Consider the following 22175-nt stretch of genomic DNA (forward strand, 5'->3'; position numbering starts at 1 on the left):
CGGCTCCCGTCCCACCGAGAGCGGCACCCCGTACAGCGCCGGGTTGCGCGACCGCTCCCGCCTCAGCCGCAGCCGGCCTCAGCCTCGGAGTGCGACCGCCTGGCCCGCCACCACCAGCAGGACGTGCTCGCACTCGGCGCCGAATGCCGTGTTCAGGCGTCCCAGTTCGTCTCGGTACCGGCGGCCGGATGCCGTCGCCGGGACGATCCCCGAGCCCACCTCGTTCGACACGGCGACGACGGTTCGTCGCGTCGACCGAACCGCCCCCGTCAACTCCCGTACCCGCCGCCGCAACTCCTTCTCGCCGCCCCCCGCCCACTCCGCGTCGTCCCACGCCCCCACCCGATCCATCGCATCCGTCAGCCACAGCGACAGACAGTCGATGAGCAGCGGCGCCCCGTCCTCCTCCAGCAGCGGTACGAGGTCGCAGGTCTCGGCGGTACGCCACGACCCGGGCCGTCGTTCCCGATGCGCGTGCACCCGCGCCGCCCACTCCCCGTCCCCGTTCCGCGCCCCGCCCGTCGCCACGTACAGCACATCCGGAAACGCCTCCAGCCGCCGCTCCGCCTCCACCGACTTCCCGGAACGGGCGCCCCCGAGGACCAGCGTCCGCCGAGGCACGTCCGGTACGTCCTCGTACACCCCCACCGTCAACGTCGTACCGTCCGCCACCGCCCGCGCACCCGCCGCCGCGAGCCTGCGCCGCAGCTCCGCACCCGGCGGCACGTCATGGTCCAGATGGACGGCGATGACGTCCGTGGCCGGGCCCAGCGCCCCCACCGCCCGCAGCCGGGCCAGCGCGTCCGGCCGGCTCACCACGTCCGCGAGGACCATGTCGTACGCGGGCCCGTTCTCGTCCAGCCCGGACGGCGCCCCGCCCGGCGGCAGGTACAGCAGCCGCTGCCCGTCCGGACCGGTCACCGCGTACCCCGTACCCGGCGCGTCCATCGGGACCGCGCGCACCCGGTGCCCGGTCAGCAGCGCCAACTCCCGCCCGTCCGGCACCCGTCCGGGCTGCGGCAGCCCCGCCGGCACCTCCACGGCGGGCCCGTCGTGCGGATGCGACAGCAGCACCTGCCGTACGCCGCCCAGCGAGTGCCCCGCGCGCGCGGCCGCGAGTACGGCGCCGGGGGTGAGGTCGAGCAGCAGCGTGCCGTCCACGAGCAGCGCGGTGGCCGCCCGCGCGTGCACGCCGAGCGCGCCGGTACAGGCCGCGCACGCACAGTCGGGGCGGGGGAGTCCCGCGGGGGCACCGGTGCCGAGCAGAGTGAGTTCCACGAACCTGATTTTCGCGTGTCCCCGCAGGTCTTGCGCGTCCGGCTAGGCTCGGGGCAGGAGCCGGATCAAGATCCGGCTCCTGGTCTGCAGTGGTTCACATCTGGGAGGCGTACATGGCGGCATGGACGTGGCGGTTCGAGAAGACCGACGGGGCGGAGGTCCAGCCCGCGGTGGAGCCCGAGGAGTTCACGACGCAGGGGGATGCCGAGTCCTGGATCGGTGAGTACTGGAAGGACCTTCTCGCAGGCGGCACGGACCAGGTACGGCTGTTCGAGGACACCACAGAGATCTACGGCCCGATGAGCCTCCACGACGCCCAGGACGCGTAGCGGTACCTGAAGGGGCGCCCCTAAAAGCGCCCCTTCAGGGGCGCCTTTTAGGGGCGCGGGGAACTGCGCGACCAGCCCCCACCGGCCCGCAGTCAACACACAACCGCTCAACCCCGAACCCCACACAGGTGCAACAACGCAGCCACCTGCCGATAGGGATCCGTCCGCCCCGCCCGCTCCTCCACGGCCAGCAACGCCTCAACCTCGGCCTCGCCAGGAATCTCCGCGTCGTCGGACGCCGTATCCGTGAACACCCGCACCCCGTACCACGCATGCAACGGCGCCCCGATCCCCGCAAGCGTCCCCGTCAACACCGACAACCGATCGGCCCGCACTTCCAGCCCGAGCCGATTCGTATAAGAGTCCGTGTCGAAGGCACCCATCGCGCCCGCCCAGTCCCCGGCAAGCCCCGCCCGCATCGCCAGGGCGTCGCCGTTGCGCACCAGCAACGACAGCAGCCCGCCCGGCGCCAGCATCCGCGCCAGCCCCGCCAGCAGGGCGTCCGGCAGTTCGACGTACATCAGTACGCCGTGGCACAGCACCACATCGAAGCTGCCCGGGAGGAAGTGCACCCCGGTGTCGCGGCCGTCGCTCTCGAAGAGCCGGACGCGCTCACGGATGCCCTCCGGCTCGGCGGCGAGGGCCTCGCGGGCCGCGGCGAGCATCTTCGGGTCCTTCTCGACACCGGTGACCTGATGGCCGGCCCGGGCCAGCCGCAGCGCCTGCGTGCCCTGGCCCATACCGACGTCAAGGACCCGCAACCGCTGCCCGACCGGGAACCGCCCGGCTATCTGCTCGTCGAGCTGCCGGGCCACCAGTTCCTGTCGTACGACATTCCGCAGCCCGCCCAGCTTGTGCAGCCAGGCATCCGCCGCTCCCCCGGAGAAAGGCGTCGTGCTCAGGGCCGCTCTCCGCGCTTGACCTGCGGCTTCGGCAGCCGGAGGCGACGCATCTGGAGGGAGCGCATCAGCGCGTAGGCGACCGCGCCCTTCGTCCGCTCGTTCGGGAAGCGAGCGGCGAGCTGCTTGCGCAGCCGGATCGCGATACCGACCGAGTCGACGATGATCAGCACGATCACGAAGAGCCACAGCAGCAGCGCGATGCTCTGGAGCGCGCCGACCCGCACCATGCTCAGGACGAGGATGACGACGGCCATCGGCAGGAAGAACTCGGCGACACAGAAGCGCGAGTCGACGAAGTCGCGCGAGAAGCGGCGCACCGGGCCCTTGTCGCGGGCGGGGAGATAACGCTCGTCCCCGCTGGCGAGGGCCTGGCGCTGGCGGTCCATCGCGGCACGGCGCTCCTCGCGCTGTCGCTTGGCCCCCTCCTTGCGCGTCTTCGGCGTATTGGCCACGCTGCGGCGCTGGGTCTGGGCCTCGCTCCGCTTGGGAGTGGGCCTGCCCTTCGGGGCCTGCGGGTCACGGGTCTGCTTGGAGTCGGTCACGGCCGCCTTGTCGGCGGGTGCCTTCTCTTCCTTGGCGCGGCTACGGAACACAAAACCCAAGGGTAAGGGGTATCGGGGCATGGACCCCAGCCGAGTGGGGAACGATCCGGCAACGCCGGTCGTCTCTCAAGGGACAGACCGTAGGGGGCCACCTACTCCCTACGCCGGAGTGGGACAGATCGCAGTCGTCCTTGGGGATGAGCGCATCGGGCCCGGAACAGTGCGGTAATGGAGGCAGGGCCCGTACTGTTGGTCCTGTTGCAGGTGCTGGAGCTGGAGTCCGTCAGAAGGGGGCGCGCGAAGCCCATGAGCGGTGTCATGAAGCGTATGGGGATGATCTTCCGCGCGAAGGCGAACAAGGCCCTTGACCGGGCCGAGGACCCGCGCGAAACCCTCGATTACTCGTACCAGAAGCAGCTGGAACTGCTCCAGAAGGTGCGCCGCGGAGTCGCCGACGTGGCGACCAGCCGTAAGCGCCTGGAATTGCAGCTCGCCCAGCTGAACAAGCAGTCCTCCACGCTGGAGGACCAGGGCCGCAAGGCGCTCGCGCTGGGCCGTGAGGACCTGGCCCGCGAGGCGCTCTCGCGCCGTGCCGCCCTCCAGCAGCAGGTGACCGATCTGGAGACGCAGCACCAGACCCTCCAGGGCGAGGAGGAGAAGCTCACCCTTGCGGCGCAGCGCCTCCAGGCCAAGGTCGACGCCTTCCGCACGAAGAAGGAGACGATCAAGGCGACGTACACCGCCGCCCAGGCCCAGACCCGGATCGGCGAGGCGTTCACCGGCATCTCCGAGGAGATGGGCGACGTCGGCCTGGCCATCCAGCGGGCCGAGGACAAGACGGCACAGCTCCAGGCGCGCGCGGGCGCGATCGACGAGCTGCTCGCCTCGGGCGCCCTCGACGACCCCACGGGCATGGCGAAGGACGACATCCAGGCCGAGCTGGACCGGCTCTCCGGTGGTACGGATGTAGAGCTGGAGCTACAGCGCATGAAGGCCGAGCTGGCTGGGGGCACCTCCCAGGCTATTGGCACTGGGGGAGGTTCGTCCGCCGGACAGCAGGCCATCGAGGGCGGTGCGGGCCAGCAGCAGTCCCAGCAGCAGCCGAAGGACACTCCGCGCTTCGACAAGCAGTAACCCACAGCGGTATCCCGTGGTGGCCCAGCCTGAGGAGGGCGACATGATCGTACGGATCATGGGGGAGGGGCAGGTGAGGCTGGCGGACAGCCACCTCACCGAACTCAACAAGCTGGACGACGTGCTCCTGGCGGAAATGGAGACCGGCGACGGCCCCGGCTTCCGCCGCACCCTCCACCTCCTGCTGGACAAGGTCCGCGAACTCGGCGAACCCCTGCCGGACGACGCCCTGGACCCGTCGGACCTCATCCTCCCGTCGCCGGACGCGACGCTGGAGGAGGTCCGGGAACTACTGGGCGACGACGGCCTGATCCCGGGCTGAGGTTCCATTCGGCTCAACGCCTCGGTGGGTTACCTTGACAAACGTGAGCACCCTCCAGCGCGCCCGAAGGCATCTGAAAGCGCATCCCCTCGTGCTGGACGTGGCCCTCGCAGCGGCCGTCCTCGTCTGCATGCTGGCCGCCTCGTTCGTCGACCCGCACGGCAAGCACGGCGGCGGCTGGACCGCCCGCAACCCCGACTCCCTCAGCCTGGTCCTCATGGTGCTCGGCGCCGCCGCGATCGTCTTCCGCCGCCGCGACCCCATGAAGGTGCTCGCGGTCACGGGCACCGCCTCCGTCGTCGAGTCCATCACCGCCGACCCCCGCGCCCCCGTCGCGATGTCCGCCGTGATCGCCCTCTACACCGTCGCGTCGACCACCGACCGCCCCACCACCTGGCGCGTCGGCCTCCTCACGATGACCGTCCTCACCGGCTCCGCGATGCTCGCCGGCCCTCTGCCCTGGTACGCGCAGGAGAACCTCGGCATCTTCGCCTGGACCGGCATGGCCGCGACCGCCGGGGACGCCGTACGCAGCCGCAGGGCCTTCGTGGACGCCATAAGAGAGCGCGCCGAGCGGGCGGAGCGCACCCGTGAGGAGGAGGCCCGCCGCCGGGTGGCCGAGGAGCGGCTGCGGATCGCCCGTGATCTGCACGACGTGGTCGCCCACCACATCGCCCTCGTCAACGTCCAGGCCGGAGTCGCCGCGCACGTCATGGACAAGCGCCCCGACCAGGCCAAGGAGGCCCTCGCCCACGTACGGGAGGCCAGTCGCTCCGCGCTGAACGAGCTGCGCGCGACCGTCGGGCTGCTGAGGCAGTCCGGGGACCCGGAGGCGCCTACCGAGCCGGCCCCCGGTCTGCACCGGCTCGCCGAACTCGTCGGGACCTTCCGCAACGCCGGTCTCCAGGTCGAGGTCGCCCGCGCCGACCAGGGCACCACCCTCCCCGCGGCCATCGACCTGGCCGCCTACCGGGTCATCCAGGAAGCCCTGACGAACGTACAGAAACACGCGGGGACGGAGGCGAAGGCCGAGGTCAGCGTCGTACGCGTGGGCCCGAACATCGAGATCACCGTGCTCGACAACGGGCCCGGGCAGGACGGCGGGCCGGAGGAGGGCGGCGGGCACGGGCTGCTCGGGATGCGGGAGCGGGTCACCGCGGTCGGCGGCGACTGCACCGCCGGTCCCCGATACGGAGGCGGCTTCCGGGTGCATGCGATCCTGCCGGTGAAGAGCAGCCCGCGAGCCGCGGACACCGCCGCCACCCCCGTATGAGAGCGCGTGACGACGTACGAGACGCGCATGACGATTTGTGAGGGCCGCCCATGACGATCCGTGTCCTGCTCGCCGACGACCAGGCCCTGCTGCGCAGCGCCTTCCGCGTGCTCGTGGACTCGGAGTCCGACATGGAGGTGGTCGGGGAGGCGTCCGACGGGGCGGAGGCGGTGCGGCTGGCGCGGGAGCAGCGGGCCGACGTCGTGCTGATGGACATCCGGATGCCGGGCACCGACGGACTCGCCGCGACCCGGCTGATCAGCGCGGATCCGGGGCTCGCGCATGTCCGGGTGGTGATGCTGACGACGTTCGAGGTCGACGAGTACGTGGTGCAGTCGCTGCGCGCGGGCGCGTCCGGGTTTCTCGGCAAGGGGTCCGAGCCCGACGAACTGCTCAACGCCATCCGGGTCGCCGCCGGCGGCGAGGCACTGCTGTCGCCGGCCGCCACCAAGGGGCTGATCGCCCAGTTCCTCGCGCAGGGCGACGTACTGGACGACGGCCGCGACCCGGCCCGCGCCGAACGGCTGGGCGCGCTGACCGGACGCGAGCGCGAGGTGCTGGTGCAGGTTGCCGGTGGGCACTCCAACGACGAGATAGCGGAGCGGTTGGAGGTCAGCCCGCTCACGGTGAAGACGCACGTCAACCGGGCCATGGCCAAGCTGGGCGCCCGGGACCGGGCCCAGCTGGTCGTCATCGCGTACGAGTCGGGGCTGGTACGGCCAAGGGTGGAGTGAGATTCGAAGGGCGTACTGCGGCCGGAGTAGGAAGCGGGTAAGGAAACGGGACCTGAGGGCTACGAAACAGGGGTGCCCTATGGCTCAGGGTGTAGGGGCAGGCGCTCATATGTGTGATGCGTGTAGGTATCACGCGTGCGCCCTTCCTCCGCTCAGGCCACAGAAGAGAGACGCTCACCCATGTCCTGGCTGTCCAGGTTCAGCCTCGCGCAACGGGCCCTGATAGGGCTGATGTCGATCGTCGCGATCGTCTTCGGAGCGATAGCGATACCGCAGCTCAAGCAACAGCTGCTGCCCACCATCGAACTCCCGGTGGTGTCCGTCCTGGCGCCGTATCAGGGTGCGTCCCCCGACGTGGTGGAGAAGCAGGTCGTCGAGCCCATCGAGGACAACCTCGAAGGCGTCGACGGCATCACCGGCGTCACCTCCACGGCCAGCGAGGGCAACGCCCTGATCACGGCGTCCTTCGACTTCGGCAACGACACCAAGCAGCTCGTCGCCGACGTCCAGCAGGCCGTCAACCGGGCCCGCGTGCTGCTCCCGGACGACGTCGACCCGCAGGTCGTCGCCGGTTCGACGGACGACATCCCCACTGTCGTCCTCGCCGTGACGTCCGACCAGGACCAGCAGGCCCTCGCCGACCGGCTCGACCGCACGGTGGTCCCCGACCTGCGGGCCATCGACGGCGTCGGCCAGGTCACGGTCGACGGGGTACGGGACCTCCAGATCACCGTCACCCCGGACGACAGGAAACTGACGGCGGCGGGCCTCACGTCCACCGCCCTCGCCCAGGCGCTCCAGGCGGGCGGCGCGACCGTCCCGGCGGGCTCCTTCGACGAGGACGGCAACAACCGCACGGTCCAGGTCGGCGGCGGCTTCACCTCGGTCCAGCAGATCGAGGACCTGATGGTGACGGGCCTGCCGGGCAAGGCTCCCGTGCGCCTCGCCGACGTCGCGGCCGTCAAGCAGGAGTCGGCGAAGGCCGACTCGATCACGCGTACGGACGGCAGGCCGAGCCTCGCGGTCAGCGTCACGATGGACAACGACGGCAGCGCGGTCGCGATCTCGGACGCGGTCGAGGACAAGCTCGCCGACATGCGGGGGGACCTGGGCGCGGGTTCGACCATCACGGTGGTCAGCGACCAGGGCCCGGCGGTGGCCAAGTCCATCAAGGGCCTGACGACGGAGGGCGGCCTCGGCCTGCTCTTCGCGGTGATCGTCATCCTGGTCTTCCTGGCGTCGGTCCGCTCGACCCTCGTCACGGCGGTCTCGATCCCGCTGTCGGTGGTCCTGGCGCTGATCGTCCTGTGGACGCGCGACCTGTCCCTGAACATGCTGACGCTGGGCGCGCTGACGATCGCGATCGGCCGGGTCGTCGACGACTCGATCGTGGTCCTGGAGAACATCAAGCGCCATCTCGGCTACGGCGAGGAGCGCCAGGAGGCCATCCTCAAGGCGGTCAGGGAAGTCGCGGGCGCGGTGACGTCCTCGACGCTCACGACGGTCGCGGTGTTCCTGCCGATCGGCCTCGTCGGCGGCATGGTCGGCCAGCTGTTCGGCGCGTTCAGCCTGACGGTGACGGCGGCCCTGCTGGCGTCGCTCCTGGTCTCCCTGACGGTCGTACCGGTCCTCTCGTGCTGGTTCCTGCGCGCCCCGAAGGACACCCCGGACGACGCGGACGAGGCCCGCAGGCTGGCCGAGGAGAAGGAGGCGAAGAGCAGGCTCCAGCGGGTGTACGTGCCTGTCCTGCGGTTCGCGACCCGGCGCCGGCTGATGAGCGTGGCGATCGCGGCGGTCGTCCTGATCGGCACCTTCGGCATGGCCCCGCTCCTGAAGACCAACTTCTTCGACCAGGGCGAGCAGGAAGTCCTCACCGTCAAGCAGCAGTTGAAGCCGGGTGCGAGCCTGGCGGCGACGGACGTCCAGGCGCAGAAGGTCGAGCAGCTGCTCGCGGACGTGAAGGGCGTCAAGGACTACCAGGTGACGATCGGCTCGTCCGGCTTCCTGGCGGCCTTCGGCGGCGGCACGGACACCAACCAGGCCTCGTACCAGATCATGCTGGAGGACTCCGCGTCGGCGGACGACGTCCAGGACCGGATCGAGGAGGGCCTGGGCAAGCTCTCCGGCATCGGTACGACCACCATCGCGGCCGGTGACGGCTTCGGCAGCCAGGACCTGAGCGTGGTCGTGAAGGCGGCCGACGCGGACGTCCTGCGCGAGGCGGCGGACGAGGTACGCGACACGGTGGCCGGCCTGGACGACGTCACCGACGTCACCAGCAACCTGGCGCAGAGCGTGCCGCGCATCTCGGTACGGGCCAACTCCAAGGCCGCGGCGGCCGGTTACAACCAGCAGACGCTGGGCGCGGCGGTGGCCGAGGCGGTCAAGGGCACGACGGCCGCCAAGGCGATCCTGGACGACACCGAGCGTGACGTCGTCATCAGGGCGGCCAAGCCGGCCGAGACCCTGGACGAGCTGAAGGCGCTCCGACTGGGCGCGGTGAAGCTCGGTGACATCGCGGACGTACAGCTGGTGGACGGCCCGGTGTCGATGACCCGGATCGACGGCCAGCGGGCCGCGACGATCACGGCCCGCCCGACCGGCGACAACACGGGCGCGGTCAGCACGGACCTGACGACGAAGCTGGACGCCCTCAAGCTTCCCGAGGGCGCGACGGCGGAGATCGGCGGGGTGACGTCGGACCAGGACTCCGCGTTCAAGAACCTGGCGCTGGCGATGCTGGCGGCGATCGCGATCGTCTTCATGCTCCTGGTGGCGACGTTCCGTTCGCTGATCCAGCCGCTGATCCTCCTGGTGTCGATCCCGTTCGCGGCGACGGGCGCGATCGGCCTGCTGGTCGCCACGGGCACCCCGATGGGCGTCCCGGCGATGATCGGCATGCTGATGCTCATCGGCATCGTGGTGACGAACGCGATCGTGCTGATCGACCTGATCAACCAGTACCGCGGCCAGGGCTACGGAGTCGTCGAAGCCGTGGTGGAAGGCGGCAGGCACCGTCTTCGCCCGATCCTGATGACGGCCCTGGCGACCATCTTCGCCCTGCTCCCGATGGCCTTGGGCGTGACCGGCGAGGGCGGCTTCATCGCCCAGCCGCTCGCGGTGGTCGTCATAGGCGGCCTGATCACGTCGACTGCCCTGACCCTGCTGCTCGTTCCGACGCTCTACGCGATGGTGGAGCTGCGGAAGGAACGGCGGGCGAAGAAGAAGGCGGCGAAGAAGGCCGACAGGACGGGCACCCCGGTGCAGGAGGCTGAGCCCGCGGGCGTCTGACCGTCCGACCCCACGGCGGCCGGGTACCGAACCCCCCAAAGGTTCGGTACCCGGCCGTCGGCGTGATCGGGTTCCGTATTGTGTGGCTCGAACTGCCGTACACGGGAAGGGGAATTCGGGCGTGCTGCTGCACAAGGAGGACCCGAAATCGGTCGGCGGGTACAAATTGGTCGACCGGCTCGGCTCCGGCGGCATGGGCATCGTCTACCGGGGCAGATCACGCTCCGGGCGTGAGGTCGCCGTCAAGGTCGTGCACGCCCAGTACGCCGAGGACAAGGTCTTCCGCGCCCGCTTCCGGCAGGAGATCGAGTCCGTCCGCAAGGTGAGCGGCGCCTTCACCGCACCTGTCGTGGACGCCGACCCCGAGGCGGTACGCCCCTGGATGGCCACCCAGTACGTGCCGGGACGCTCCCTCGCCGACCGGATCCGCGAAGGCGGCGCCCTCCGCCCGGCCGAACTGCGCCAACTGGCCCTCGGGCTGGTCGAGGCGCTGCGGGACATCCACCGGGCCGGGGTCGTCCACCGGGACCTGAAGCCGGCGAACGTCCTGCTGGCCGACGACGGCCCCCGTGTCATCGACTTCGGCATCTCCCGAGCCGCCGAGAACCACCAGACCCTGACCGAGACCGGCCAGATGATCGGCACCCCGCCCTTCATGTCACCGGAGCAGTTCACCGACGCCCGCAAGGTAGGGCCCGCCTCGGACGTCTTCTCCCTCGGGGCGCTCCTGGTCTTCTCGGCCACCGGACGCGGCCCGTTCGACGCCGACAGCCCCTACATGACCGCCTTCCGGGTCGTCCACGAGTCGCCCGAACTGGACGGCGTACCGCAGCCGTTGCGCGCGGTCCTGGAGCGCTGTCTGACCAAGGAGGCCGCCGACCGGCCCGGACTCGACGCGCTGGCCCTGGAGTTCGCGGCGGTCCTGCCCGAACCCGACCCCGGTGATCCGGGCACCGTGACGCTCCGCCGGGACGTGCTGCGGACCATCGAGGAGACCCACGCCGGTGGTGCCGACCCGGCGGCGCCCACCCGGGCCGCGGCCAGGCGCGCACGGGGGCGCAGGGGCCGCCGGGTCCGCCCGGTGCTGGCGACGGTCTGCACCTTGGGCGTGCTGGTCCTGGGGACGGGCTGGTACATCCGGTTCGGGCCGGGCTTCGCGGACGACTCCTCGGTGAGCACCGCCCCGGTCGCGGGCTCCCGCTGGTCGGCGGCCCCCAGAGGCTGGCAGCCCTGGCAGACGACGGTGCTGGAGACGGCCCAGCGGGGCGAGGTCAACCCGCTGGGCACCGAGAACGGCAACCGGGGCGACTCCACCTGCCAGCGGTACGAGGACGCCGTCTACTGCGCGGGCAGCAGCATCCTGCCCGTACGTCTGGACGCCCTCACCGGCGCCACCGTCTGGCGCTCCTCCCTCGCGACCGCCGCCGAAGGAGGCGGCGGGGGCCGGAACGACTTCGCGCTCCTCGGGGTGCGGGACGGCGCGATGCTCGTCCGGTACGCCGCCTACGCGGACGAGAACTCCGTCGACGCGACGACCCGCGTGATCGCCCTCGACACGGAGAGCGGCGACGAGCTGTGGTCCCGTGAGGTGAACGACACCAACATCGAGGCGGCCCTGACCGGCGACCTCGTCATGACCACCGACGCCGAGGGCCGGCTGGTGACGGCCCGCTCCCCGCGCACCGGCTCCGACCGCTGGACCACACAACTGCCCGCCGGCACCTACTGCACGTTCACCACCGTCGGCACCGGCCTGTACGCGCACTGCCTCCCGATGACGGACGACCCCCGGACCGCCGAGATCCTCCGGCTGGACCTGTCCGACGGCTCGGTGGTCCAGCGGTTCAAGGTCCCGTACCAGACCGTCCTGCTCGGTGCCGCCGGCGGCAAGCTGGTCGTCCTGGCGGCGGGAACCGACGGACAGGCGTCCGCCGAGGACGGGACGTCCGGCACGTTCCTGCTGGTGGACCCGGACACCGGGGCGAGCACCACGACGACACCGGCGAAGCCCTACACGGGCTCGGTGACACTGGCCGCCGACACCCTCTGGATCACCGGGGCCGACGGCCAGGTGAGCGCCGTGTCCCCGCTGACCGGCGAGCAGCTGTGGACGACCCGGACCGGCGTCGAGCACTCCGGCCCGCCCACCTACGACGCCGGGACCCGCACCGTGTACGCGGCCAGCCCCAGCGGCCGGGTCGCGGCGCTCGACGCGGCCAAGGGCACGCTGCTCTGGGAGACGCCCGCGCGCGTCGAGCAGGTGACGAACGGCGACGCGATCAAGCCCGCGGTGCTGCCGTACGGCGGCGCGCTGATCGCGGCCACCCCGGACGGCACCGTCTTCAGCCTCGACCCCGCGCACCCCGAGCGGAAACCCGTCTCGGGGTGACAGCGGGGCACGGGGCCCGAGGCGGGAACAGGCCCTACGGCAGCGCCAGCATCCGCTCCAGCGCCAGCTTCGCGAACGCCTCCGTCTCCCGGTCCACCGAGATCTGGTTCACCAGCTTGCCCTCGGCCAGGGACTCCAGGGTCCAGACCAGGTGGGGGAGGTCGATGCGGTTCATCGTCGAGCAGAAGCAGACCGTCTTGTCGAGGAAGACGATCTCCTTGCCCTCGGGCGCGAAACGGTTCGCCAGCCGGCGTACCAGGTTCAGCTCGGTCCCGATGGCCCACTTGGAACCGGCCGGGGCCGCCTCCAGGGCCTTGATGATGTACTCGGTCGAGCCGACGTAGTCCGCCGCCTCGACCACCTCGTGCTTGCACTCCGGGTGGACCAGGACGTTCACACCGGGGATGCGCTCCCGGACGTCGTTCACCGAGTCCAGCGAGAACCGCCCGTGCACCGAGCAGTGGCCGCGCCACAGGATCATCTTGGCGTCGCGCAGCTGCTCCGCCGTCAGACCGCCGTTGGGCTTGTGCGGGTTGTACAGGACGCAGTCGTCGAGCGACATGCCCATGTCCCGTACGGCCGTGTTGCGGCCCAGGTGCTGGTCCGGCAGGAACAGGACCTTCTCGCCCTGCTCGAACGCCCATTCAAGGGCGCGCTCGGCATTGGACGACGTGCAGATCGTGCCGCCGTGCTTCCCGGTGAACGCCTTGATGTCCGCCGAGGAGTTCATGTACGACACCGGCACGACCTGTTCGGCCACCCCGGCCTCCGTCAGGACGTCCCAGCACTCGGCGACCTGCTCGGCCGTCGCCATGTCGGCCATCGAGCAGCCGGCGGCCAGGTCGGGCAGGACCACCTTCTGCTCGTCGCCGGTCAGGATGTCCGCCGACTCCGCCATGAAGTGCACACCGCAGAACACGATGTACTCCGCCTCAGGCCGCGCCGCCGCGTCCCGGGCCAGCTTGAACGAGTCGCCCGTGACGTCCGCGAACTGGATGACCTCGTCGCGCTGGTAGTGATGGCCGAGCACGAAGACCTTGTTGCCGAGCTTCTCCTTGGCCGCACGGGCACGTGCCACCAGGTCCGGGTCGGAGGGGGAGGGCAGGTCGCCGGGACACTCGACGCCACGCTCGCTCCGCGGGTCGGCCTCACGGCCGAGGAGCAGCAGGGCGAGGGGCGACGGCTGTACGTCGAGTTCCTGGGTCTGGGCGGTGGTCACGACACGCACCCTTTCTGTTCTGCGGGGCTGCCTTTTCGTCGAATTGACGCTATCTATGGTAAGCCCTTCACGTCACTTTGACGAGGTCCATAGCGTCGATGTGACATGAATCCCGCAGCCTGTCCGGAGCCTGTCCACAGGTCGCTGTTCGCGCTTCTGCGCGTGTGCGAGCATGGGAGGGAGAACGAAAAGTGAGAACGGTAAGACAGACTCTCGGCCCGGAATGAATCCGCGGCCTCGCCGGTTGCACTCGTCGGCAAGCAGTCTCCGTACAACCCGGGAGAGATGTAGATGTCCGTATCGGACGAGACCAGCACCGTCACCGACGGCATCATCCTGTCCGACGCCGCCGCGGCGAAGGTCAAGGCCCTGCTCGACCAGGAAGGCCGCGAGGACCTCGCCCTGCGTGTCGCGGTCCAGCCCGGCGGTTGCTCGGGTCTGCGCTACCAGCTGTTCTTCGACGAGCGTTCCCTCGACGGTGACGTTCTCAAGGACTTCGGCGGCGTCAAGGTCGTCACCGACCGCATGAGCGCCCCCTACCTCGGCGGCGCCTCCATCGACTTCGTCGACACGATCGAGAAGCAGGGCTTCACGATCGACAACCCGAACGCGACGGGCTCCTGCGCCTGCGGCGACTCCTTCAGCTAGGCCATGGTTCACACAGCCAGGCCATAGTTCAAACAGGAAGGCGGCGCCCCCCTCCGACGGGGGCGCCGCCTTCATCTGTGCCGAGGGTCACCTCTTGGCGAAGTCGCCCTCGGGGATCGCCTGCCCGTCCGCCCCGACGACCTTCCGGTCACCCAGGGGCTCGTCCAGTTGCACAGTCTCGTACGTGGCCTTGGCGAGCATGATGCAGACCTTGCCCTTCTCGGTCGTCGAGGTCACGGTCACCGTCACCTCGCCGTTCTCCTCCGCCGAGGCCGAGTACTTGCTGCACACCCCGCCCCAGAAGCCCACGGTCAGCTCCTTGCCGTCGTCGGCGACCGTGTAGCCCTCGATCTTCATGTCACGCGTCGTCGTCCCGGACGTCGGCTCCTCGCCCGGCGCGGTCGGCGTGGCCGTCGGAGACGGCTCCGCACTGGTCCCGGCCCCGGCGAGATACTTCGGGTCGACCGCCGGATACGTCACCGTGAAGCCCTCGGCGGCACCCTCCGCCCGTACCTCGAACAGCCACGACGGCACCAGCGCCGGCCGCCCGGAAACGGAGTGCGAAGCCAGCCCGAACACCGCCTTGTCGACGGTGAGCGACTCCTTCGCCCGCGTCGTCGTACCGCAAGGCGCCTCCAGGCGGTCCTTCAGCGGTACGGGGGTGGCGCAGCCCCCGATGCCCATGCGGGGCTCGGGAGTCGTCACCGCACCGGGCTCGTTGAGCAGGGCCAGCGTCGCCTTGGCGCCGAGCACCGGATAGGTGTCACCCTTCACCGGCGTCGCCAACTGGCCGCTGCCGCCCACCACTTCGCCCTGCGCGCTGACCTGGATGCCCGTCGTCCAGCCGTACGTCGGCAGCCCGCCGACCACCGGGTCGGCGTTCACCACCCGCTGGGTGTCCATGAGCTGGCTCGCGTCGAGCTTCGCGTCGTCCTGGCCGACCGCCTTCAGGATCGGCAGCGCGGCCTTCTTCGCCACCGCCTCGCTCACCGGCTCGACGGTCGTCTCGTCGCCGGAGTTCTGCGTGCACACGGTCGTGCTCTCGCAGTTGTCGGTGCCACCCGCGAGATACCGGCTGAAGGACCAGGTCCCCGGCGCCTGCTTGTTCACCCGCAGTACCGGACCCGTCCCGTCCTTCGCCGCGCCGACCAGCCAGCTCTCGGCCTCCGTGACCGGCTTCCCCTCGACGCCGAGCGCCTTGGCCAGCCGGGTCACCTCGGCGGCGGTGATCTCGTCCTCCGCCGTCGAGTACACGGGCGCGGAGGCGGGCCCGGCGGGCAGCGTGCCGTCGGCGCGATAGGTCACGCCGTTCGGGTCGGGCTCGCCGGGCGCGATTCCGCTCGTACCGCCCGTGCCGTCGCCCCCGGTGTAGCCGTCGAGGGCCAGCGCCGGGGGAGTGGTGCCGTCGCCGCCCGGCGCCGCGGTGTTGTCCGTACGGCCGTCGCCGCCCGAGCCGCCGGTCGCGCTGGTGGCGAGGTACGCCCCGCCGCCCCCGACGAGCAGGACCGCGGCGGCGACCGAGGCGACGAGCACCGGGGACCGGCGCGGGGACGGGCGCTCCTCGGCGCCGCTCTCCTCCGGTACGGCCTCGGTGGTGCCGCCGGCGTCGGCCTCGGGGGCCTTGTCGTCGGCGTCGTCGTGATCGGGTCGCTCGGTGTTCACCGCATCGCTCCTTCGGCTCCCAGCTGTCCCGGCTGTCCCGACCGGCCCGGTCCTGTCACCGACAGGCACCGTGGGGTCGTACACCGCGTCCTCTTTACGGGGGACAGCGATGGGACGCAACGGGGGAGCGCACGGTTCCCGTCGAGCGCTGGTCGGCGGGGTGGAGCCGGTCGCCGCCCGTCAGTCGCCGTACTCCGGCATCGCGTCCACCAGCCGGGCCGAGGCGGGCGGGACCGTCACTCCATGGATACGGGACGGAGAGACGGGCAGGGTGACGACCCGGTCCGGAGCCGCCCAGTGCGGTGCCATCCGGGCGCAGTCGCCGCGCAGGGAGGCCAGGCCGCCTTCGAGGTCGTGGCGCACCTGCTGGACCGGGTTGACCTTGAAGTTCGTCATACCGGAACCGTATGCACCGGATACCCGTCCGAGAAAGATCTACTATCGGGTAGTTTTGCCTGCTACAGCGCGCACGGGCCGACCGGGTAGCGTGAACTGTCAATCCCGCCTCCCCTTGCAGGAGAGTGTCCTCGTCGTGCGTATCGCAGTCACCGGCTCCATCGCCACCGACCACCTCATGACTTTCCCCGGCCGTTTCGCCGACCAGCTCGTAGCGGACCAGCTGCACACGGTCTCGCTCTCCTTCCTGGTCGACAACCTCGACGTACGCCGGGGTGGCGTGGGTGCGAACATCGCCTTCGGCATGGGCCAGCTCGGCACCAGGCCGATCCTGGTCGGGGCCGCCGGCGCCGACTTCGACGAGTACCGCGCCTGGCTGGACCGCCATGGCGTGGACACCGGCTCGGTGCGTATCTCCGAGACGCTGCACACCGCGCGTTTCGTGTGCACCACCGACGCCGACCACAACCAGATCGGCTCCTTCTACACCGGCGCGATGAGCGAGGCCCGGCTCATCGAGCTGAAGACCGTCGCCGACCGCGTCGGCGGCCTCGACCTGGTCTCGATCGGCGCGGACGACCCGGAGGCGATGCTCCGCCACACCGAGGAGTGCCGCACCCGGTCCATCCCGTTCGCCGCGGACTTCTCCCAGCAGATCGCCCGCATGGGCGGCGACGACATCAAGGTCCTGCTGGAGGGCGCCGCGTACCTCTTCTCGAACGAGTACGAGAAGGGCCTCATCGAGTCCAAGACCGGCTGGTCCGACAGCGAGATCCTCGGCAAGGTCGGCACCCGGGTCACCACGCTCGGCGCACGGGGCGTACGCATCGAGCGTGCCGGCGAGGACCCGATCGAGGTCGGCTGCCCGGACGAGGAGGCGAAGGTCGAGCCGACGGGTGTCGGCGACGCGTTCCGGGCGGGGTTCCTGTCGGGGCTGGCGTGGGGGGTTTCGCTGGAGCGGGCGGCGCAGGTCGGTTGCATGCTGGCGACTCTCGTCATCGAGACGGTGGGTACGCAGGAGTACCAGTTGCGGCGGGGTCACTTCATGGAGCGGTTCCGTAAGGCGTATGGGGATGACGCCGCGGTGGAGGTTCAGGGGCATCTGGGCTGAGTTTGCTGTCTGCGGGCGCGTGGGGGCTGGTCGCGCAGTTCCCCGCGCCCCTGAAAGGGGTCGGTCAGCTCAACCGGCGGACCAGATAGGCCGTTCCTCCTTCCGCCGGCTCCTCACCGGCGTACTCCTGGCCCCTCATCTCGCACCACGCGGGGATGTCCAGGCGGGCTGCCTCGTCGTCCGAGAGGACGCGGATCGTGGCGCCCACCGGGACGTCGCCGATGACCTTCGCCAGCTCGATCACCGGGATCGGGCAGCGCTTGCCGAGGGCGTCCACGACGAGGGTGTCCTCCTCCCGTACCGTCACCGGAGCAGGCGCGCCCAGCTTCTCCCGTACGGTCGCCACCGCGCCCGGCAGGACGGTCAGGAACCGTTCGACGTCCTCGGCCGGGGTCCCGACGGGCAGCGACACCCTCACATTGCCCTCGCTCAGTACGCCCATCGCGCGCAGTACGTGGCTCGGCGTCAGGGTGCTGCTCGTGCAGGAGGATCCGGACGAGACGGAGAAACCCTCCCGGTCCAGCTCGTGCAGCAGAGTCTCCCCGTCGACATAGAGACAGGAGAAGGTGACGACACCGGGCAGTCGCCGCACCGGATCGCCGACCACCTCCACGTCCGGGACCAGCTGAGGCACCCGCGCCCGGATCCGCTCCGTCAGCTCCCGCAGCCGTACCGCCTCCTGGGCCGCCTCGGCCCGTACGGCACGCAGCGAAGCCGCCGCCGCGACGATCGCCGGCAGGTTCTCGAACCCGGCCGCCCGCCCCGACTCCCGCTCGTCCACGGGCCCTTGAACCGCGAACCGCACCCCTTTGCGCACGGCGAGCAGCCCGACCCCGGAGGGCCCACCCCACTTGTGGGCACTGGCGGTGAGCAACGACCAGGGCCCGGCCACCGCCCCCCACCCGAGCGACTGCGCCGCGTCCACCAGCAACGGCACCCCGGCCGCCCGGCACACCTCGGCCACCTCCGCGACCGGCTGCTCGGTCCCCACCTCGTGGTTGGCCGACTGAAGACAGGCCAGCGCGGTGTCCGGCCGTACGGCGTCCTCGTACCCCTCGACGCCCACGGCACCGCCACGATCCACCGCGACCGTCGTCACCGCCCCGCCCGATGCCTCCCACTCCTCCGCCGAATGGAGCACCGACGAGTGTTCGACAGCTGACACGATCAGGTGGCGTCCGATGCGACGCCGCCCCGCGAGAGCGCCCGCCATGCCCGCGTGCACCGCCCGCGTACCGGACGACATGAACGTCAGTTCATCGGTACGGCACCCAACGGCCTCCGCCGCGGCCTCCCGTGCCGCGTCGAGCAACATCCGAGCCCGCCGCCCCTCCCTGTACAAACGTGCGGGATCGGCCCACCCCTCATCGAGCGAGGCCAACAGAGCCTGCCGGGCAACAGGGTGGAGCGGGGCTGAGGAAGCGGCATCGAAGTAGGACACACCCCAACGCTAAGTCCTCGAGAAGGGGTACGAGGTCCCACCCAGGGGCGCGGGGAACTGAGCGACAGGCCACGACGGCGCCGCACCCGCCAACTATCAGAACCCCCCACCCCCTTAGGCGCCCAACCCCTCGTCAGACCCCTTCGGGGTGACCCCCGGCGCGTTGGGGACCCTCCCCGCGCGACCCCAAATTGCGTCCAGTAGGGTTTGGTCCGCATAAACATCCAAACCCCTGCCCGACGCAGGGCGGCGACCGACCCCCCAGAAGGCAGGCCGCAGCCAACCCGCGCGGGCGAGACTCTCGGGAAGGCGCTACGTGAGTCCCAACGGCTCCGACCTCCCCCGCTGCCTGAAGGGCGCGGGCGGTACCCCCACGCCGCGGCGCCCGATGCGGCGGAAGCTGCTGCAGGCGATGACTGCGGGCCTGGTCCTGGTGACCGCGACCGGTTGCACATACAAGGACTTCCCCCGCCTTGGTATGCCCACCCCCACCACGGAAGAGGCTCCGCGGATCCTCTCCCTGTGGCAGGGATCCTGGGCAGCCGCGCTCGCCACCGGCGTGCTGGTCTGGGGCCTGATCCTGTGGAGCGCCATGTTCCACCGGCGCAGCCGCACCAAGGTCGAGGTACCCCCGCAGACCCGGTACAACATGCCCATCGAGGCGCTGTACACCGTGGTTCCGCTGATCATCGTCTCGGTGCTCTTCTACTTCACGGCACGTGACGAGTCGAAGCTCCTCGACACCTCCAAGAAGCCCGACCTGACGGTCAACGTCGTCGGCTTCCAGTGGAGCTGGGGCTTCAACTACATCGAGAACGTCGAGGGTTCCACCGGCGACGCGAACACCGACGAGAACCTGGCCGCCATTCCGGACCGGTTCAAGAAGGACTTCCCGGCCGACGCCGGCGGTGTCTACGATGTCGGCACGCCCGCGACGAAGAACCCGCAGACCGGGAACCCCGGTCCGACCCTCTGGCTCCCCAAGGGCAAGACGGTCCGCTTCGTCCTCACCTCGCGTGACGTCATCCACTCCTTCTGGGTGGTTCCGTTCCTGATGAAGCAGGACGTCATCCCGGGCCACACCAACGCCTTCCAGGTGACCCCCAACAAGGAGGGGACCTTCCTGGGCAAGTGCGCGGAGCTCTGCGGTGTCGACCACTCCCGGATGCTGTTCAACGTGAAGGTCGTCTCCCCCGAGCGCTACGAGCAGCACCTCAAGGACCTCGCGAAGAAGGGGCAGACCGGTTACATTCCCGCCGGCATCGCGCAGACGAGCCACGAGAAGAACCGGGAGACGACAAACCTGTGAGCATCCTCAACGAACCCCAGGGTGCCGCCGCAGCTGAGGACTCGTACGAGAACGAGCTGCCGGTACGGCGCAAGCAGCCCGGCAACGTGGTCATCAAGTGGCTCACCACGACGGACCACAAGACGATCGGCACGCTGTATCTGGTGACGTCGTTCGCGTTCTTCTGCATCGGTGGCGTGATGGCGCTGTTCATGCGCGCCGAGCTGGCCCGGCCGGGCCTTCAGATCATGTCGAACGAGCAGTTCAACCAGGCGTTCACGATGCACGGCACGATCATGCTGCTGATGTTCGCGACACCGCTGTTCGCCGGTTTCACCAACTGGATCATGCCGCTCCAGATCGGCGCCCCCGACGTCGCCTTCCCGCGGCTGAACATGTTCGCCTACTGGCTCTACCTGTTCGGCTCGCTCATCGCCGTCGGCGGCTTCCTCACCCCCTCCGGCGCGGCCGACTTCGGCTGGTTCGCCTACTCCCCGCTCTCCGACGCCGTCCGCTCCCCGGGCATCGGCGCCGACCTGTGGATCATGGGCCTGGCCTTCTCCGGCTTCGGCACCATCCTCGGCGCGGTCAACTTCATCACCACCATCATCTGCATGCGCGCCCCCGGCATGACCATGTTCCGCATGCCGATCTTCGTGTGGAACGTGCTGCTGACCGCGGTCCTGGTCCTGCTCGCCTTCCCCGTCCTCGCCGCCGCGCTCTTCGCGCTGGAGGCGGATCGGAAATTCGGGGCACATGTCTTCGACGCCGCGAACGGCGGGGCGTTGCTCTGGCAGCACCTGTTCTGGTTCTTCGGGCATCCAGAGGTGTACATCATCGCCCTGCCGTTCTTCGGCATCATCAGCGAGGTCATCCCGGTCTTCTCCCGCAAGCCGATGTTCGGCTACATGGGCCTGATCGGCGCCACCATCGCCATCGCGGGTCTGTCCGTGACGGTGTGGGCCCACCACATGTACGTCACCGGCGGCGTCCTCCTCCCGTTCTTCTCCTTCATGACGTTCCTCATCGCCGTCCCAACCGGCGTGAAGTTCTTCAACTGGATCGGAACCATGTGGAAGGGCTCCCTGTCCTTCGAGACCCCGATGCTCTGGGCCACCGGCTTCCTCATCACCTTCACCTTCGGCGGCCTGACCGGGGTCATCCTGGCCTCGCCCCCGATGGACTTCCACGTCTCGGACTCCTACTTCGTCGTCGCCCACTTCCACTACGTGGTGTTCGGCACGGTGGTGTTCGCGATGTTCTCCGGCTTCCACTTCTGGTGGCCGAAGATGACCGGCAAGATGCTCGACGAGCGCCTCGGCAAGATCACGTTCTGGACGCTGTTCATCGGCTTCCACGGCACCTTCCTCGTCCAGCACTGGCTGGGCGCCGAAGGCATGCCGCGCCGGTACGCGGACTATCTCGCGGCCGACGGCTTCACGGCCCTGAACACGATCTCGACGATCAGCTCGTTCCTGCTCGGCCTCTCGGTCCTCCCGTTCTTCTACAACGTCTGGAAGACCGCCAAGTACGGCAAGAAGGTCGAGGTCGACGACCCGTGGGGCTACGGCCGCTCCCTGGAGTGGGCCACGCCCTGCCCGCCCCCGCGCCACAACTTCCTCACCCTGCCGCGTATCCGCAGTGAATCCCCGGCGTTCGACCTGCACCACCCGGAGATCGCCGCACTCGACCAGCTGGAGAACGCCGGTCACGGCGAGAAGGCCCTCGTCGGCGGCAAGGAGGCGGGCAAGTGAAGGTCCAGGGCAAGATGTTCATCTGGCTCGCCGTCTTCGTCCTCGCCATGGCGATCGTCTACGGCGTGTGGTCGAAGGAGCCGGCGGGCACCACGGCGCTCTTCCTCGCCTTCGGCCTGTGCATCATGGTCGGCTACTACCTGGCCTTCACGGCCCGGCGGGTCGACGTGGGCGCCCAGGACAACAAGGAAGCGGACATCGCGGACGACGCCGGCGAGGTCGGGTTCTTCAGCCCGCACAGCTGGCAGCCGCTCTCGCTGGCGATCGGCGGCGCGCTGCTCTTCCTGAGCGTCGCGATCGGCTGGTGGCTGGCGTACTTCGCGGCCCCGCTGCTCCTGATCGGCCTGTGGGGCTGGGTCTTCGAGTACTACCGCGGTGAGAACCGCACCCAGTAACACGCTCGGTACCCGAGAGAGCCCGGACACTCCGTCAGGAGGGTCCGGGCTCCCTCTTTTGCCACAC

General features: G+C 70.0%; 19 protein-coding genes. 12 read left to right on the forward strand and 7 right to left on the reverse strand.

Annotation, left to right across the window (positions count from 1 at the left end; genetic code table 11):
• Positions 1–78: 78 nt before the first annotated feature.
• Positions 79–1278, reverse strand: a complete 1200-nt coding sequence (locus OG787_RS36680; protein ID WP_369036757.1) for a bifunctional adenosylcobinamide kinase/adenosylcobinamide-phosphate guanylyltransferase — start codon at positions 1276–1278, stop codon at positions 79–81.
• Positions 1279–1391: 113 nt separating this feature from the next.
• On the opposite strand from OG787_RS36680, the gene OG787_RS36685 reads away from it, so the two are divergent.
• A complete protein-coding gene (locus OG787_RS36685) occupies positions 1392–1607 on the forward strand; it encodes a hypothetical protein (protein ID WP_369036758.1) in 216 nt (71 codons plus the stop codon).
• Positions 1608–1714: 107 nt separating this feature from the next.
• Here the strand turns inward: OG787_RS36685 and OG787_RS36690 are convergent, their stop codons facing one another.
• A complete protein-coding gene (locus tag OG787_RS36690; RefSeq protein ID WP_369036759.1) occupies positions 1715–2422 on the reverse strand; it encodes a class I SAM-dependent methyltransferase in 708 nt (235 codons plus the stop codon).
• Positions 2423–2505: 83 nt separating this feature from the next.
• Positions 2506–3132 (reverse strand): DUF3043 domain-containing protein, encoded by a 627-nt coding sequence (locus OG787_RS36695; protein WP_369036760.1) that lies wholly within the window; start codon positions 3130–3132, stop codon positions 2506–2508.
• Positions 3133–3357: 225 nt separating this feature from the next.
• Here OG787_RS36695 and OG787_RS36700 point away from each other — a divergent pair, with 225 nt between their 5' ends.
• The 6 genes from OG787_RS36700 (at position 3358) to OG787_RS36725 (ending at position 12194) form a co-directional block, all read left to right on the forward strand.
• Entirely contained in the window at positions 3358–4185 is an 828-nt protein-coding gene (locus tag OG787_RS36700) for a PspA/IM30 family protein (RefSeq protein WP_369036773.1), read from the forward strand.
• Between the two features lie 43 nt (positions 4186–4228).
• A complete protein-coding gene (locus OG787_RS36705) occupies positions 4229–4507 on the forward strand; it encodes a PspA-associated protein PspAA (protein ID WP_369036761.1) in 279 nt (92 codons plus the stop codon).
• A gap of 43 nt (positions 4508–4550) precedes the next feature.
• Positions 4551–5780, forward strand: a complete 1230-nt coding sequence (locus tag OG787_RS36710; RefSeq protein ID WP_405538137.1) for a sensor histidine kinase — start codon at positions 4551–4553, stop codon at positions 5778–5780.
• 50 nt (positions 5781–5830) lie between these two features.
• Positions 5831–6514 carry a response regulator gene (locus tag OG787_RS36715; protein ID WP_369036763.1) on the forward strand — a complete coding sequence of 228 codons (684 nt, stop codon included), beginning with the start codon at positions 5831–5833 and terminating at the stop codon, positions 6512–6514.
• A 180-nt stretch (positions 6515–6694) separates the two neighbouring features.
• Positions 6695–9805, forward strand: coding sequence for an efflux RND transporter permease subunit (locus tag OG787_RS36720; RefSeq protein WP_405538138.1), 3111 nt, complete (start codon positions 6695–6697; stop codon positions 9803–9805).
• Between the two features lie 121 nt (positions 9806–9926).
• Positions 9927–12194: a protein kinase domain-containing protein gene (locus tag OG787_RS36725; protein ID WP_405538139.1), complete on the forward strand. Its 2268-nt coding sequence runs from the start codon at positions 9927–9929 to the stop codon at positions 12192–12194.
• Positions 12195–12228: 34 nt separating this feature from the next.
• Here OG787_RS36725 and nadA read toward each other — a convergent pair whose 3' ends face one another.
• The gene (gene nadA, locus OG787_RS36730) at positions 12229–13413 is read right to left on the reverse strand and encodes a quinolinate synthase NadA (RefSeq protein WP_369036766.1); all 1185 of its coding nucleotides are present in this window, start codon (positions 13411–13413) and stop codon (positions 12229–12231) included.
• A gap of 291 nt (positions 13414–13704) precedes the next feature.
• On the opposite strand from nadA, the gene OG787_RS36735 reads away from it, so the two are divergent.
• Positions 13705–14061 carry an iron-sulfur cluster assembly accessory protein gene (locus OG787_RS36735; protein ID WP_369036767.1) on the forward strand — a complete coding sequence of 119 codons (357 nt, stop codon included), beginning with the start codon at positions 13705–13707 and terminating at the stop codon, positions 14059–14061.
• A gap of 87 nt (positions 14062–14148) precedes the next feature.
• Here the strand turns inward: OG787_RS36735 and OG787_RS36740 are convergent, their stop codons facing one another.
• A complete protein-coding gene (locus OG787_RS36740) occupies positions 14149–15723 on the reverse strand; it encodes a hypothetical protein (RefSeq protein ID WP_405538140.1) in 1575 nt (524 codons plus the stop codon).
• A 180-nt stretch (positions 15724–15903) separates the two neighbouring features.
• Complete coding sequence (locus tag OG787_RS36745) at positions 15904–16119, reverse strand: hypothetical protein (protein WP_369036769.1); 216 nt, start codon at positions 16117–16119, stop codon at positions 15904–15906.
• A 136-nt stretch (positions 16120–16255) separates the two neighbouring features.
• Between OG787_RS36745 and OG787_RS36750 the strand changes: the two genes are divergently transcribed.
• Positions 16256–17230, forward strand: coding sequence for a carbohydrate kinase family protein (locus OG787_RS36750; RefSeq protein ID WP_369036770.1), 975 nt, complete (start codon positions 16256–16258; stop codon positions 17228–17230).
• A 64-nt stretch (positions 17231–17294) separates the two neighbouring features.
• Here OG787_RS36750 and OG787_RS36755 read toward each other — a convergent pair whose 3' ends face one another.
• On the reverse strand, positions 17295–18671 hold the full coding sequence (locus OG787_RS36755) for a cysteine desulfurase/sulfurtransferase TusA family protein (protein ID WP_369036771.1): 1377 nt from the start codon (positions 18669–18671) through the stop codon (positions 17295–17297).
• A gap of 316 nt (positions 18672–18987) precedes the next feature.
• On the opposite strand from OG787_RS36755, the gene coxB reads away from it, so the two are divergent.
• Genes coxB through OG787_RS36770 form a run of 3 tightly spaced genes read left to right on the forward strand, consistent with a single transcriptional unit; the run spans position 18988 to position 22108 of the window.
• On the forward strand, positions 18988–19980 hold the full coding sequence (gene coxB / locus OG787_RS36760; protein WP_405538141.1) for a cytochrome c oxidase subunit II: 993 nt from the start codon (positions 18988–18990) through the stop codon (positions 19978–19980).
• A complete protein-coding gene (gene ctaD / locus OG787_RS36765) occupies positions 19977–21713 on the forward strand; it encodes a cytochrome c oxidase subunit I (protein ID WP_405538142.1) in 1737 nt (578 codons plus the stop codon). Before coxB ends, ctaD begins: the two co-directional genes overlap by 4 nt.
• Positions 21710–22108, forward strand: coding sequence for a cytochrome c oxidase subunit 4 (locus OG787_RS36770; RefSeq protein ID WP_369037389.1), 399 nt, complete (start codon positions 21710–21712; stop codon positions 22106–22108). The genes ctaD and OG787_RS36770 overlap by 4 nt, the downstream gene beginning before the upstream one ends.
• The last annotated feature ends 67 nt before the right edge of the window (positions 22109–22175 follow it).

This window comes from Streptomyces sp. NBC_00075, from assembly GCF_045041225.1.
In the GTDB taxonomy this organism is placed as follows: Bacteria; Actinomycetota; Actinomycetes; order Streptomycetales; family Streptomycetaceae; genus Streptomyces; species Streptomyces adonidis.